The sequence below is a fragment of the Acrocarpospora macrocephala genome (genome assembly GCF_009687865.1).
Lineage (GTDB): Bacteria > Actinomycetota > Actinomycetes > Streptosporangiales > Streptosporangiaceae > Acrocarpospora > Acrocarpospora macrocephala.
In genome coordinates this window covers 41992-55287 of the sequence record NZ_BLAE01000010.1, presented here as the reverse complement: position 1 = coordinate 55287, position 13296 = coordinate 41992, and the positions used below count along the sequence as shown (strand labels likewise).

The following is a 13296-nucleotide window of genomic DNA, read 5'->3' as shown; positions in this document are numbered from 1 at the left end:
GGCGACACCGCGACCGCTCGCGCATCTGCCTGGACAACCCGTGGACTTGTCGGAGAGGAGAGATCATGCTTCGCCATGAAGGTAGCTGGTGGCACAACTTTTGGGCCCACGGGGCCTCTCTCACGTTTTTCGGTCTATCCCATACGACAGGCACTGGCACCCAGAACGAGCAACGCTGAGTATTCGCGTGTGAGGGATGAATGACCCCGCCGAATCCGCCAGGTGATGACTTCGGCCGACGGTCGATCGTGGCCTTCGCCATCGCTGGCCTTAGTTCGCTCAGTGATCAGGAGCAGCACGATCTCCAGGAGGGGCTGCCCGGCGTCCTGGAGTCTGCGGCGAGCCGCTCGGGCCTCGATCGGGCCTCCTGGACGAGGCAATGGTACGGCGATGGTGAACTGGCAGTTCTGCCTGGCACCGAGCCGGAGGCTCGAGTGTTGGCCAGGTCCACACCGTTCAGGGCACCTTTACGCGTCCGGAGCCGGGGGCCATGGCCACTCCGCCGGGGCCTCCGGTCGGCGGGGACGATGACGAATGGTGACATGTGGTTGACATCGCCAAGGGCGTCCTGGGCGGGGCGTGGGCGCTGCTGGTCGGCTGGATTCTGCCGACCGCGCTCAACGTGGGCCTGTTCGTCATCGCGGTCGCACCCAGCCTGCGTCACACCGGCCCCGTCGAGAAGCTGTGGCCGGCGGCCAGCGGCTCGGCCGCCTTGCTGCTGCTGGCGGCCTCCGTCCTGCTCGGGCTGGTCCTCAGCGCACTGCAGAACCTGCTCTACCGGATGCTCGAGGGATACCTGCTGTGGCCGTCGCGGCTCTACCGTTTAGGGTGCGCCCGGCGGACGAGAGCGAAACAGAATCTCCAGGATCGACTCACCGTGCTGCGGCTGGAGCGCCGGCAGCGATCTGAGGGGTCGCTGCCCCCCGACTTGGCGGCGCGGCTGGCTGAGCTGAGCGCCGATCCGGAGATGACCCGAGTGCTCGCCAAGGACCGTCTCCGAAGTGCTACCCAGCGGGCCCTGCTCCGCGAGAAACTGGCCCGCTATCCGATCAGCGACGAGCAGATGGCACCCACCCGCCTCGGCAACGCGATCCGGCGTCTTGAGGAGTACGGCTATGACCGCTATCGGCTCGACACCCAGGTCATGTGGAACGAACTGACCGGCGTCTCGCCCGAACAGGTGCGCAAGCAAGTCGACCTGGCCCGGGCCAACGTGGACTTCTTCATCGCGCTCCTGGCCGGCCACGTCATAGTGATCGTCGCGGCTGCGGCGACGCTGGCGGCTGCCGGCTCCGACCCCACGGTCCTGCTCATCACCATCGTCGGCCTGAGCGCCCTGCTCCCGTTGTGGTACCTCGCCGCGGTCTCCTCCACCGACGAGTGGGCCGCATCCGTACGTGCGCTGGTCAATGTCGGCCGCAAACCCCTGGCCGAGTCCCTCGGCCTCAAGCTCCCGGTGGACCTAGCGGCGGAACGCACGATGTGGGACCTGGTCACCAAGCTGTCCCGCATCCCCTACCACGAACGGGCCGCGGCGCTGGATCAGTTCCGCGCCGACACCCCGGCCGGGCCTGTTGCGGGATAACTGGCCCGAATACGACCCCTATTGCCGATTGCCAAAATCTGACGTTTTAACCCTGTTTGGGTTAATTGCGTCGTTGTTCGAGGCATGATGGGTTGCATGCGCTTGATCATCTAAATCGGCCGTCATCGGAGGGGGAGACATGAAAGTTGCGCGTACCCGACGACGACGGCAGGTCATCGTCCCCCTGGCCCTATCGGTGATCGCCACCACGGCGGGGACGGCCAACGCTCAGGTGGCCACCAAGAGCAGTCCGTTTCCCTGCCAGGCTTCGGGCACCGAGAAGCCCGTGATCATCCTGGTTCACGGCGCCTGGGCCGGTACGTCGAGCTGGAACGGCGAGGTGAACGCTCTGCAAGAGGCGGGGTACGTCGCCCGGGCCGTACCGAATCCGCTCCGGAGCCTGACCACCGATGCCGCGGCCGTGGCGGACTATCTGAGGACCATCTCTGGCCCGATCGTGCTCGTCGGGCATTCCTACGGGGGATCGGTCATCACGAACGCCGCCGCGGGCAATCCCAGTGTCAAGGCTCTTGTGTACGTCGACGCGGTCGCGCCTGACATCGGGGAGACGACCGGTCAACTCAGCGGCTCCGGATCCGTGCTCAACGAGAATCCCGCTTCCCTGTACTACGACGTGTCCTATCCGGGAGCGCCTAAGGGAGTGAAAGACCTCTACCTCCAGCAGGAGATCTTCGTCCGTTCGTTTGCCTCCGATCAGCCCCGGGACGTCGCGATGCGTCTGTGGGCTTCCCAGCGTCCCGCCTCAACCACTGCGTTCACGACGCCGTCGAAAACGGCGGCGTGGAAGACGATTCCGTCCTGGGCCTTCATCAGCAGCAGCGATCAGATCATCACTCCGGCTTCGAAGCTGGCTATGGCCCACCGGGCACACGCGAAGATCACTGAGTTCCAGGGTGGGTCCCATTTGACATTGATATCGCATCCGGATGAGGTGACGGCAGTTATCGCATCCGCGGTCTGCTCGGTACGTTAGGCGGCCGATGGCAGGGCGGCGACGTGTCACGCTGGGATACTCGATCGCATGAAGATAACGCTGGTGCGGGGGGATATCACTCGGCAGGACACAGATGTTGTCGTCAATGCCGCGAACTCCTCGCTGTTGGGTGGAGGTGGTGTTGACGGGGCTATCCATCGGCGTGGCGGACCCGAGATTCTGGCGGAGTGTCGGCAGTTGCGGGCGTCGCGGTTTGGCAGGGGGTTGCCGACGGGGCAGGCGGTCGCGACCACTGCGGGGGAGCTACCGGCGCGGTGGGTGATTCACACGGTCGGGCCAGTTCATTCGGTGGGGGAGGACAGGTCAGGGCTGCTGGCCTCCTGCTATCGGGAATCGTTGCGCGTGGCCGATGAACTCGGTGCGCGGAGTGTCGCTTTTCCCGCGATCTCTACGGGGGTCTATCGGTGGCCCATGGAGGATGCGGCCCGAATCGCTCTCGGCACGGTGCGGTCAGTGGATACGCGGATCGAAGATGTCAGGTTCGTGTTGTTCGACGTGGTGGCGTACCAGACGTTTGAACAGGTCCTTCGGGGCCTGGGACCCACGGATGAGGAGATCGAGGCGGTGCTCGCCGAGCAGCCGTCCGAACGCTGGGAAAAGCTGTTCGCGCTGGCCGACGGGCTCACGGATGCCGATCTGGAGGTTACCTGGGAGGGCGGAGCGGTACCGGGTGAAGAGGGCGTCCACGCGATTTACAGCGAGGCTTTGAACGCCGTCTTCAGCATCCTGGTCGGACTGAAGATCATTGTGGTGTTCGACTGGTGGGCGTGGCACCAGGTCACGCCCCTGTTTCCCGACGGGAATGGGCTGGACCAGGCGCCCGTCGCCGACGCGGCGCGACTGGCGACCACCTTTATCCGGGGGGAGCGATTCTCTGACGGGACGATACAGGAAGCGATTCGGAACGGCGCCCTCCAGGCCATCGTGCGGCGGCTGCGCCATTGGTACCAGCACGAACGTCGATGACGCTCAGGATCCGTCCGGCAGGTCGGCCCGGCTTAAGCTCCAGGAACCCTTATGGTGCCCCGCCCTTTGCGTCAGCGATTCCTTTCTCGATTGGTGGTCGTCATAGCAATGGGTGAACTGTTATCAGCAGGAGGGGACAGGGTGTGGCCGAGGACAGCGTTGCCGTCGCCGCGGTGCGGGCGGGGGACGAGTCGGCGTTCACCGCGTTGACCGAGCGCTACCGGCGAGAGCTTCAGGTGCATTGTTACCGGATGCTCGGCTCGCTTGAGGAGTCGGAGGACCTGGTGCAGGAGACCTTTCTGCGCGCCTGGCGCGGGCGGGAAGGTTTCGAGGGGCGTTCGACATTCCGGGGATGGCTGTATCGGATCGCGACCAATGCCTGTCTCGACGTGCTCGACCAGCGTCCCCGCCGTGTCCTGCCCTATGAGGTGGCGCCGGTGGCAGGGACCGGTACGGCGCCCTTCGAACCGGCCGATCATCCATGGCTTGAGCCGTACCCGGATCATCTGCTGCCGAATGTCACCTCCGATGAGGACGCTCCGGATGCGGTGGTCGTGGCGAAGGAGACCATCGAATTGGCGTTCCTGGCGGCCATCCAGCATCTGCCGCCCCGGCAGCGGGCGGTGCTCATCCTGCGGGATGTCCTGGGCTGGACGGCCGGCGATACGGCGGCGACGCTGGAGCTCACCGTCGCCGCGGTGAAGAGCGCGCTGCAAAGGGCGCGCTCGACGCTGCGGAAGCACCTGCCACGGCAACGGTCGCAATGGGGTCCGGTGACCGATCCCAGCGCGGCCGAGCGTGCGCTGCTGCAGCGTTACATGGACGCCCACCAGCGGCGCGACACCCACGTGCTGGCCGGCCTGCTGCGCGAGGATGTGCGCGTTTCGTTCCCGCCGCTGCCGTTCTGGGTCGAGGGGAGCCAGGCGTTTATTACAGGCAGCACGGAGTTCGCGGCCGCAGGGGAATACCGCTACCTGGCCACCCGGTCCAACTTGCAACCGGCTGTCGCGGTCTACCTGCGTCGCCCGCAGGACAGCGAGTTCCGGGCGCTGGCGCTGGAAGTCCTGCGCGTCGAGGAAGGCAAGATCACAGAGATAGTCGACTTCAGTTCTCCGGCTGTGCTGGAGGCGTTCGGCCTCCCGGCCACCCTCGTGACGCGCGACCCCGGCGATTCCTTTTCGATCCTCTCGCCGTCTCAACCAACGATGACGCGCAGCAGGAAGAGATCGTGAGAGGACACGCGCATGAGGAAAGTGGTACTGGGGATGCAGGTCTCGCTGGACGGTTTCGTCGCCGGACCGAACGGAGAGCTGGATTGGATCTGGCGCACGTTCAACGATGAGCTGAAAGAGTTGATCGTCGGGGGCTTGCGGGACATGGACACCTATCTGCTTGGGCGTGTCAATTACCACGAGCAGGCGGCACACTGGCCGACTTCAACCGACGAGATCGCGCCCCTGATAAACGACATGACAAAGATCGTCTTCTCCGAGACCCTGGACCGGGTCGAGTGGGCCAACGCCCGGCTGGCAACCGCCGACCCCGCTACCGAGATCGCACAGCTCAAGCAGCGATCCGGCAAGAACATCGCCGTGGCCGGCGGCGCCCGCTTCGTCCAGTCACTGTCCAGGCTCGGACTGATCGACGAGTACAGCCTGATCGTCCACCCGTTGGCCCTCGGGACAGGGCTGCCGTTGTTCCCCGGCCTTCCCGAACCGATCAGCATGCGGCTGATCAGCATCAAGCACTTCGACACCGGCGCGTTCCACGTCCGCTACCGGCGCGCCTGACAGCCGGCGCATTCTTTTTTGGGCCGGCAGGTAGGGGTCGCCGCAGGTGGACAGCGGTTGTGCGGCGGTGATGTGTAGACAGCCTATAGATCAGCTGTCCTCAAGCTACGGTCCGGACGACCTGGGCTACTTAAGCTCCCAGCCGGGTCGTCCCGCGCCACCTACGCCGTGCGCGCGGAACTCGATAGGCCCTGTAACAGCGCGTCAAAACGCAGGAAGCTGCCACCGCGTCCGTCGCGAGCACGTGCCTTCTCCCAGTTTGCACTGATTATCGGGCTGCGTAGTGGGCTAATCCCGCTGATCTATCCAATCGGAGAGCCGACGATGACCCTGGTCTCAGGCCTCCCGCGGCCGCGCTGGCCATGTCCTTCACCACAGACACGGGGCAACACAGGTCTCCTGCCATAGCAACAGCAAATCGAAGGAGTAGCACGTGAGACGCAGCCTGGTTCTCATCGGGGCTCTAACGTTAGCCTCGGTCGCCGGCGCGGGGACCGCCATGGGCGACCCGGTGGCCGGTCCCATTGCCAAGAACCTGCCACCACGAGTAGCCCTGATCAGCCCGACCGACGGCTTCATAGGCGTGTCAGGGTGCCCGATCACATTCAGCGCCAGCGCCGTGGACGGCGACAACGAGATCATGCGGGGCCCGGACGACATCCCGATCTTCGCCCCCGACGGGATCGACCGGGTGGAGTTCTACGTCAACGACCGCCTGCTGGCCACCGACAACATCGCGCCGTACGAGATCACGGTCGACCGCGGACCGTTCATCCCGCAGAGCTCGGGCAAAAACACGGCATTCGCGCGAGCGTACGACACCGACAAGCCCCAACTGAACGCGGACTCCGAGATCGTTTCGTTCCTATTGGTCGACCCGCCCCCTGGCCTGCCCGACGAGCCCTTCTGTCCGTAAGCAACCCAAACTAGGGGAGCCTGGGCATGTGGCGCGGCCTGCCGATCAGGCCGCGCCGCTCGGCCAAGGGATCAGCTGCGCAGGTAGGAGGCGCCGTTGAGGTCGATGATGGTGCCGCTCGCCCATTCGGCCGCCGGTGAGGCCAGATACAGCACGGCGGCGGCGATCTCCTCCGGCACCGCCACCCGTCCGAACGGGCTCTGCGCCCGAATCGCGTCGCCCCGCGGCGCCTTGAGGTGCTCGTTCGTCATGTCGGTCTCGACGAACCCGGGCGCCACGGTTCCCACCGTGATGCCGCGCGGAGCCAGGGCGATGGCGAGCGACTGGCCCAGCGCGTTCATGCCCGCCTTGCTCGCGCCGTACGCGGGACTGTCCGGCTCCCCGCGGAAGGCGCCGCGCGACGAGACGTTGATGATCCTGCCGCCGCGGGCCATGTGCCGTACGGCGCACCACGTCGCGTTGGCCGCCCCGAGGAGGTTGACGCCCAGAGTCTGGTGCCACGCGGCCTGCCACTCCTCGTAGGAGACCTCCGTGATCGGATGGGAGAAGAAGACGCCGGCGTTGTTGACCAGCACGTCGATCCCGCCGAGGGCGTCAGCCGCCGAGTCGACCATCCGGCGCACCTCATCGGGATCGGCGAGGTCGGCCTGGACGACGGCATGGCCCTCTCCCGGCAATTCGGCGCGGAGCCGTTCGGCCAGCTCCGGCGAAGCCCGATGGTGAATCGCGACCCGGTCGCCTTCGGCCGCGAACGCCGTCGCGACCGCTCGTCCGATTCCCCGCGATGCCCCAGTGATCACTACCGCTCGTCCGCTCACCGGCCGGACACTAACAGGTCGACGTGCTCCGGCCGGATGGGGCCCCCTTTGCCTCCGACCGGCCGACCCATGAGACTGGGGAGGCATGAGCCTCGACATCGCGCGGATCCGCGCGCTCTACCCTGCCCTTTCTGACGGATATGCCTGGTTGGACGCGGCCGCGGGCACCCAGGTGCCGCGACCGGTGATCGATGCCATCGCCGCCGCCTACGCCGAGGGAATCGGCAACGCCCACGGCGCCTTCCCGGCCAGCGCACGATCCGACGAGATCGTCTCGCGGGCTCGCCAGGCCGTCGCGGATCTCGTCGGCGGCGACGCGGACGGCGTCGTGTTCGGCCCCAACATGACCACTTTGACCTACCGGTTCGCGTACGCGCTGGCGAAGGACTGGGGCCCGGACGACGAGATCGTGGTGTCCCAGCTCGACCACGACGCGAACGTACGGCCATGGGTGCAGGCCGCCACCCGGGCCGGAGCCCGGATCAGATGGGCGGCCGTCGACGCGCCGAGCGGGGAACTGCCCGCCGAGCAGTACGACGAGCTCGTGACCGACCGCACGAGACTCGTCGCCGTCACCGCGGCCAGCAACATCCTGGGCACCATGCCCGACGTCCGGCGGATCACCGCGCGGGCCCATGCCGTGGGAGCGCTGGCCTACGTCGACGGCGTGCACGCGACGCCGCACACCCCGATCGACATGGTCGCCCTCGGCGCGGACTTCTACGCGACCAGCTCCTACAAATGGTCGGGACCGCACATCGGAGCCGTCATCGCCCGGCCTGACCTGCTCGTACGGCTGTCGCCCGACAAGCTCGCCTCATCGCCGGACGAGGTGCCGGACCGGTTCGAAACGGGCACCCTGCCCTTCGCCGACCTGGCCGGGGTGACCGCCGCGGTCGACCATCTCGCCGGACTGGACCCGGACGCGACCGGCACCCGGCGGGAACGGCTGCTCGCCTCGATGACGGCGGTCGAAGCCCATGAGCAGGCCGAGTTCGCGCACTTGCTCAAGGGCTTGTCGTCCCTGCCCGGCGTCGGCCTGATCGGCTCGCCCGTGCGCCGTACGGCCACCGCGTTCTTCGACGTCGCCGGGCGCGAGCCCCGCCAGGTGGCCGAGCACCTGGCGGCTCGCAAGGTCAACGTGTGGGACGGGCACTGCTACGCCTGGGAGCTCACGGGGGCGCTCGGCATCCGTGACACCGGTTCTGCCGTACGGGCCGGGCTGGTGCACTACAACGACAGATCGGACGTGGACCGCCTGCTCAACGCCCTGGAAGACCTGTGATCGGCTGATGGTGCGAGAGGCCCATCTGAGTCATCGCGTCGCCGGTGGCCCAGGTCAGTGGGCCGCCTCGTACGCTTCGAGGATGGTGGCCGCGATCCGGCCCCGCTCGTTCACCGGATAGTTGTTGGCCTTGGCCCATTCTCTGATCTCGTGGGACTTCTCCCGGCTGAGCTTGGCCTGGCTGACGCCGGCCCGCCGCCCGCGGCCGGCCCTGGCCTCGCGGACCAGTCGCCCGTTGGTGATGTAGGGCGCCAGGAATTTCTCCAGCTTGTCCTTGTTGGCCTCGCTCAGATCGATTTCAAAGGTGTCCTTGCCCCAGCCGAACTGGTAGGTGGCGGCACCCGCAGTGCCGTCCAGGTCGTCGGTGACCTGCTCAACGATGTGCTTGGCCATGGTCCGCTCCTCATGCCGCCGCGATATTTGCCATACCTTAACGGCTGAACCGGGCCAGTCGAAAATCCGAAGGACCATTCTTTCCGCAAAGCAATTCCATGCTGCTTTCTCGCCAATCCGTCGTGATCACCCGCGACGCCGGGGGATGGGCCGGCGGTGACCCGAAATCGATGGGGTCACCACGGTGACGGCTCACCTGCCGCTCTGATTCCGGCCGTTAGGGTGGCGGTTGTGGATCTTCAGAGCCTGCGCTACCCGATCATCCAGGCCCCGATGGCGGGCGGTCCGTCCACGCCCGAGCTGGCGGCGGCGGTGTCCGGGGCGGGCGGGCTGGGTTTCCTGGCGGCCGGGTACCGGACCATCTCGGAGCTGCGGGCCGACATCGCGGCGGTGCGAGCGCGTACGGAAGCCCCGTTCGGCGTCAACCTCTTCGTGCCAGCCGCCGACCGGCCCGCCCCAGGTCCGGTGGAGACCTACGCGGAGCTGCTGCGCCCCGACGCGGACCGGTACGGCGTGCGCCTGGGGGACCCCGTGGCCGACGACGACGGCTGGGCGGAGAAGCTCGCTCTGGTCGTCGGGGAACGGGTGCCGGTGGTGTCCTTCGCCTTCGGGTTGCCCGCCCGGGAGATCGTCGAGGAGTTGCGCGGGGCCGGGGCACTCGTGCTGGTGACGGTCACCACCCCGGCCGAGGCGGTCGCCGCCTGCGATGGGGGCGCCGACGCCTTGGTGGCCCAGGGGATCGAGGCGGGCGGGCACCGGGGCGGGTTCACCGACGAGGGCGACCTCGGACTGCTGACCCTGCTGCGGCTGGTGGCGCGGCACACCCCGCTTCCCGTGGTGGGCGCGGGAGGCGTCATGGACCACGCGGGGGTGGCCGCGGTCCTGGCCGCCGGCGCGGTCGCCGCCCAGCTGGGCACCGCCTTCCTGCGCTGCCCCGAGGCGGGCACGAGCGAACCCCACCGGGCCGCGCTGACGTCGGCGTCGGCCACAGCGCTGACTCGGGCCTTTACCGGGCGCCTGGCCCGGAGCTTGGTGAACCGGTTCCTGACCGAGCATTCGGCGCACGCGCCCGCCGCCTATCCGCAGGTCCACCGGCTGACCGCCCCGCTACGCGCCGCCGCCCGCCGGGCGGGTGACGCCGAGATGATCAATCTCTGGGCGGGGCAGGGGTTCGCGCTCGCGCGGGACATGCCCGCCGCCGGGCTGGTCCAAGAGCTGGGAGCCCAGCACATCCGCTGACGAGCGACGGCACCCGGTCTCTCACGTGCGATCGATCACCTTCACGGTGTGGCCACGACAACCCGCGATCGGTCCGTCGCGAGCTTGACCGCGAAGGCGCCGAGCAGCGTGCCGGTGACGTAGCGCTGGAAGCGAAGCCAGGCCGGTCGGTCCTTCAGGAAGGCAGCCAGGCTTCCGGCCGTGAGCACGATCAGCAGGTTCACCGCCATGCTCACCGTGATCTGTACGGTGCCCAGCATGAAACTCTGCATCATCACATGACCTGCCGCCGGATCGATGAACTGCGGCAGCAGCGACAAATACAGCACGGCTGCCTTTGGGTTGAGCAGATTAGTGACCAACCCCATGGTGAACAGCCTCAGCGTCGAGTCAGGCTTCAGTTCACCGGCCTCGAAAACCGAGACGCCGCCCGGCCGCAACGTCTTCCAGGCGAGATAGAGCAGATAACCGGCTCCGGCCAGCTTGATCGCCGAATACGCGGCAGGGACCAACGCGAACACCGCAGTGAGCCCCAAACAGGTGGCCGTCAGGTAGGCGAGAAACCCGACGACCACGCCGGTGAGCGATAAGAGGCCGGCCCGCCGCCCCTGAGCGATCGACCGTGAGACCAGATAGACCATGTTCGGCCCAGGGGTGAGCACCATAGCCAGAGCCACCACTGCGATCCCGCCCAAGCCCCCGTAGTTCACCGCGTCCCCCTCCGCATCGGCTCCAGAGTAAAGGTGGCGTCCTGGCAAGCATCGCGAGGGTCGGCCAAAGCCGCGCATTCCCTTCAAATGTTCATCAATCGCGCCATCGCCATCTGCAATGATGACCATTCCGCATGATCACGGTTCTTTCCGGGAAGGACAAAGGCTTCATGAGGCGATGGTTAGCCCTGGCCGCCGTCGGCCTGCTGGTCCTGTGCACCCCGGTGCCGGCCCTCGGGGGCTCCGGCGCCCCGAACCCCGCGCAGGCGGTCAAGAACCACTTGCGTCACCAGCGCGGTGTCGAGGTCTCCGAGGTCGGCCGGTATTCCCTGTCGAAGGGTGGCTGGCGCCGGATCCGCGTTCGCAGCCTGGTCCAGCTCAGTCCCACCGGTCCGGTCGGTTCCTACGCGCAGTTCTCCGGCGTCCCCGACCCGGGGCCGCGGACGCTGGAGGCGGACGCGCAGGACTCCAGGGACTCGGTGGACGAGTACAACTTCATCAGCACCGGCGGATCAACCTATGTGCGCGGCGAGCCCGAACTTCAGGACGGCAAGCCCTGGATCAGGCAGATTCCGAGCGCCCAGGACTCCCCGCACATCACCGTTCAGCCGATCAACGTGTACGACCCGCGCGTCCTCACCGTCCTGCTGGCCGGAAAGACCGGCAGGCTCGACACCGGTGGGCGGCTCTACCAGGGCACGACCACCTATGCCGAGCTGTCCAAGGCCGCCCGGAGCTGGTACGACAACGACCACAAGAAGATCAGCTGGTGGCTCTGGACCGACGCCAAGGGCCTGCCCACCCGCCTGCGTACCTCGGAGCCCTCCGGCTGGGGCACGCACCCGGGCGCGGCGAGCGTCGATACCCGGTTCAGCGGATGGGGGCAGCCCCTGGTGGTCACCGCCCCACCCGCCGACCAGGTGATCGACCAGCGGGAACTGGTCCCGGACTACTCGTGACCGACGGTCAGCCTTCGCACCTGGGGATCCGTACCTCGCGGTAACCGGCGTCCACGTGCTGACGTCTGCAAGCGGCGGGCAACCAGCTCTCAACGGCATGGGCGGACCCTGCGGTCAGGCATTTCCTCCGACGGGAGAAGCACATGTCAGCATTACGCTCAGCCGCGGTCATCGCGGCGGTTCTCACTTTCTCCACCACGATCGCGGTGGCCCCCGCCTACGCGGCCGACACCAGCGCGTCGGTCCAGGGCGGCGAACTCAACTACACGGCCGCGCCGGGCCAGGTCAACCACGTGGTGTTCACCCTCACCGACCCCAACACCTACCTCGTCGACGACATCGTCGCCATCACCCCGCTCGACGGCTGTTCCCACCCCGACGCCAGGGACCTCACCCTGGTCCAGTGCACGGCCAAGTTCGGCTTCGGCGGCCAGCTCATCGTCGACGTCGGCGACATGGACGACATCGTCAACCCGACGGGCCCCAACCACGCCCTGATCGGCCTGGGCTCCGGCGACGACATCGCCTACGGCTACCCCGGCAGCATCGGCTCCCTGGTCGACGGCGGCCCAGGCGACGACCTCATCCACTCCGGCCCCGGCCAGCACCTGATCGACGGCGGCACCGGCACCGACACCGTCAGCTACGCCGCCCGCGTCGCCCCGGTCACCGTCGACCTGGCCGCCTGCCCCTGCGGTGAGGCCGGCGAAGCCGACACCCTGAACGGCGTCGAGAACGTCATCGGCGGCTCCACATCCGACACCCTGACCGGCAACACCCTCGCCAACACCCTGACCGGCGGAGGCGGCAACGACGACATCACCGGCAAGTCCGGCAACGACACCCTGAACGGCGGCGTCGGCATCGACACCCTGAACGGCGGCCTAGGCGCCGACACTCTGAACGGCGGTCTGGGCAACGACACCCTGCGGGGCGGCTGGGGCAACGACACCTTGAACGGCGGTCTGGGCAACGACACCCTCTGGGGCGGCTGGGGCAACGACACCCTGAACGGCGGCCTCGGCTTCGCCGACGACTGCAACGGCGGGCTGGGCGTCGACGTGGAAATCGGCTGCGAGCTGTAACCCGCTGGCCCACCTCCACGGGCCCGCGGTGGCCCTGGAACGCTGCCCTTGAGGACAGGGTGCCGGGGCCGCGAAGGCGTGGCTAATCGGTGATGATGGCGTCCCGCGGGCCTCCATAGACCGGGTTCTTGTCGTAGCGCTTGTCGGTGACGAGCAGGCGGGGCCGGCTCTACGCCCTCACCCTCGATGGGGCGTCACCTGCTCTGACCTGTCAGCCACCGGTAGAGGCGACCCGGGCTACGAGTTCTGGGCTGGTGGTGGCATCGTGGACACGTGGCTGTGGCGCGGAGAGCGGGCTGGGATTGGCTGGCGGTGTCGGCGGTCTTGATCACCGTGATGATGTCCGTCTGGTACGTCACGTTGATCGCGCGGGAGGGCGGCCGGCCGGTGGCCTGGTTCCTCGGAGGGCTGGCCGGGTGCGCCGTGCTGATGGTGTACGGCGCGTCGCGGGCAGCCCCGAGACGGGGGATCGCGCTGGCGATCGCTGGTGTCGTGCTGGCCGCCCTGGGGTATCTCGCGCTCCTGTCGATCGGTTTCCCCATCCTCGTGGCGGGGG

At 67.6% G+C, this 13296-nt stretch carries 14 protein-coding genes and 1 pseudogene; 12 read left to right on the top strand and 3 right to left on the bottom strand.

The features are described from left to right. Window positions 1–544 precede the first annotated feature (544 nt). The 7 genes and pseudogenes from Amac_RS09625 (at window position 545) to Amac_RS09600 (ending at window position 6272) form a co-directional block, all read left to right on the top strand. Window positions 545–1585, top strand: coding sequence for a hypothetical protein (locus Amac_RS09625; RefSeq protein WP_155353972.1), 1041 nt, complete (start codon window positions 545–547; stop codon window positions 1583–1585). Window positions 1586–1781: 196 nt separating this feature from the next. After that, window positions 1782–2579, top strand: a complete 798-nt coding sequence (locus Amac_RS09620) for an alpha/beta fold hydrolase (RefSeq protein WP_218040973.1) — start codon at window positions 1782–1784, stop codon at window positions 2577–2579. Between the two features lie 48 nt (window positions 2580–2627). Next, window positions 2628–3128, top strand: a pseudogene (locus Amac_RS55990) (O-acetyl-ADP-ribose deacetylase); the annotation flags it as partial. Window positions 3129–3164: 36 nt separating this feature from the next. Then, window positions 3165–3566 carry a DUF6508 domain-containing protein gene (locus Amac_RS55985; protein WP_246268215.1) on the top strand — a complete coding sequence of 134 codons (402 nt, stop codon included), beginning with the start codon at window positions 3165–3167 and terminating at the stop codon, window positions 3564–3566. A gap of 143 nt (window positions 3567–3709) precedes the next feature. Then, window positions 3710–4798, top strand: coding sequence for a sigma-70 family RNA polymerase sigma factor (locus Amac_RS09610; RefSeq protein WP_155353970.1), 1089 nt, complete (start codon window positions 3710–3712; stop codon window positions 4796–4798). 12 nt (window positions 4799–4810) lie between these two features. Then, window positions 4811–5356 (top strand): dihydrofolate reductase family protein, encoded by a 546-nt coding sequence (locus Amac_RS09605; protein WP_155353969.1) that lies wholly within the window; start codon window positions 4811–4813, stop codon window positions 5354–5356. Between the two features lie 433 nt (window positions 5357–5789). Further along, complete coding sequence (locus Amac_RS09600; protein WP_155353968.1) at window positions 5790–6272, top strand: Ig-like domain-containing protein; 483 nt, start codon at window positions 5790–5792, stop codon at window positions 6270–6272. 71 nt (window positions 6273–6343) lie between these two features. On the opposite strand, the gene Amac_RS09595 is transcribed toward Amac_RS09600, so the two are convergent. Continuing rightward, window positions 6344–7090 carry an SDR family NAD(P)-dependent oxidoreductase gene (locus tag Amac_RS09595; protein ID WP_155353967.1) on the bottom strand — a complete coding sequence of 249 codons (747 nt, stop codon included), beginning with the start codon at window positions 7088–7090 and terminating at the stop codon, window positions 6344–6346. Between the two features lie 85 nt (window positions 7091–7175). On the opposite strand from Amac_RS09595, the gene Amac_RS09590 reads away from it, so the two are divergent. Beyond that, the gene (locus Amac_RS09590) at window positions 7176–8375 is read left to right on the top strand and encodes a cysteine desulfurase-like protein (protein WP_155353966.1); all 1200 of its coding nucleotides are present in this window, start codon (window positions 7176–7178) and stop codon (window positions 8373–8375) included. Between the two features lie 54 nt (window positions 8376–8429). Here Amac_RS09590 and Amac_RS09585 read toward each other — a convergent pair whose 3' ends face one another. Next, on the bottom strand, window positions 8430–8768 hold the full coding sequence (locus tag Amac_RS09585; protein WP_155353965.1) for a histone-like nucleoid-structuring protein Lsr2: 339 nt from the start codon (window positions 8766–8768) through the stop codon (window positions 8430–8432). A gap of 231 nt (window positions 8769–8999) precedes the next feature. Between Amac_RS09585 and Amac_RS09580 the strand changes: the two genes are divergently transcribed. After that, the gene (locus tag Amac_RS09580; protein ID WP_218040971.1) at window positions 9000–10007 is read left to right on the top strand and encodes a nitronate monooxygenase; all 1008 of its coding nucleotides are present in this window, start codon (window positions 9000–9002) and stop codon (window positions 10005–10007) included. A 41-nt stretch (window positions 10008–10048) separates the two neighbouring features. On the opposite strand, the gene Amac_RS09575 is transcribed toward Amac_RS09580, so the two are convergent. Beyond that, window positions 10049–10825, bottom strand: coding sequence for a LysE family translocator (locus tag Amac_RS09575; RefSeq protein WP_246268204.1), 777 nt, complete (start codon window positions 10823–10825; stop codon window positions 10049–10051). Between the two features lie 41 nt (window positions 10826–10866). Here Amac_RS09575 and Amac_RS09570 point away from each other — a divergent pair, with 41 nt between their 5' ends. From Amac_RS09570 to Amac_RS53560, 3 genes are all read left to right on the top strand, one after another. Then, the gene (locus Amac_RS09570) at window positions 10867–11655 is read left to right on the top strand and encodes a hypothetical protein (protein WP_155353964.1); all 789 of its coding nucleotides are present in this window, start codon (window positions 10867–10869) and stop codon (window positions 11653–11655) included. A 143-nt stretch (window positions 11656–11798) separates the two neighbouring features. Further along, window positions 11799–12740 (top strand): calcium-binding protein, encoded by a 942-nt coding sequence (locus tag Amac_RS57225; RefSeq protein ID WP_155353963.1) that lies wholly within the window; start codon window positions 11799–11801, stop codon window positions 12738–12740. Window positions 12741–13013: 273 nt separating this feature from the next. After that, the coding region (locus Amac_RS53560; RefSeq protein ID WP_218040970.1) for a hypothetical protein at window positions 13014–13296 on the top strand (283 nt) is incomplete at its 3' end.

Excerpts from the sequence above, each read along its gene's own strand:
- Amac_RS09605 (WP_155353969.1), top strand. The coding sequence starts at position 4,811 with ATGAGGAAAGTGGTACTGGGGATGCAGGTCTCGCTGGACGGTTTCGTC.
- Amac_RS09590 (WP_155353966.1), top strand. The coding sequence starts at position 7,176 with ATGAGCCTCGACATCGCGCGGATCCGCGCGCTCTACCCTGCCCTTTCT.
- Amac_RS09585 (WP_155353965.1), bottom strand. The coding sequence starts at position 8,768 with ATGGCCAAGCACATCGTTGAGCAGGTCACCGACGACCTGGACGGCACT.
- Amac_RS09575 (WP_246268204.1), bottom strand. The coding sequence starts at position 10,825 with ATGGTCATCATTGCAGATGGCGATGGCGCGATTGATGAACATTTGAAG.
- Amac_RS09570 (WP_155353964.1), top strand. The coding sequence starts at position 10,867 with ATGAGGCGATGGTTAGCCCTGGCCGCCGTCGGCCTGCTGGTCCTGTGC.
- Amac_RS57225 (WP_155353963.1), top strand. The coding sequence starts at position 11,799 with ATGTCAGCATTACGCTCAGCCGCGGTCATCGCGGCGGTTCTCACTTTC.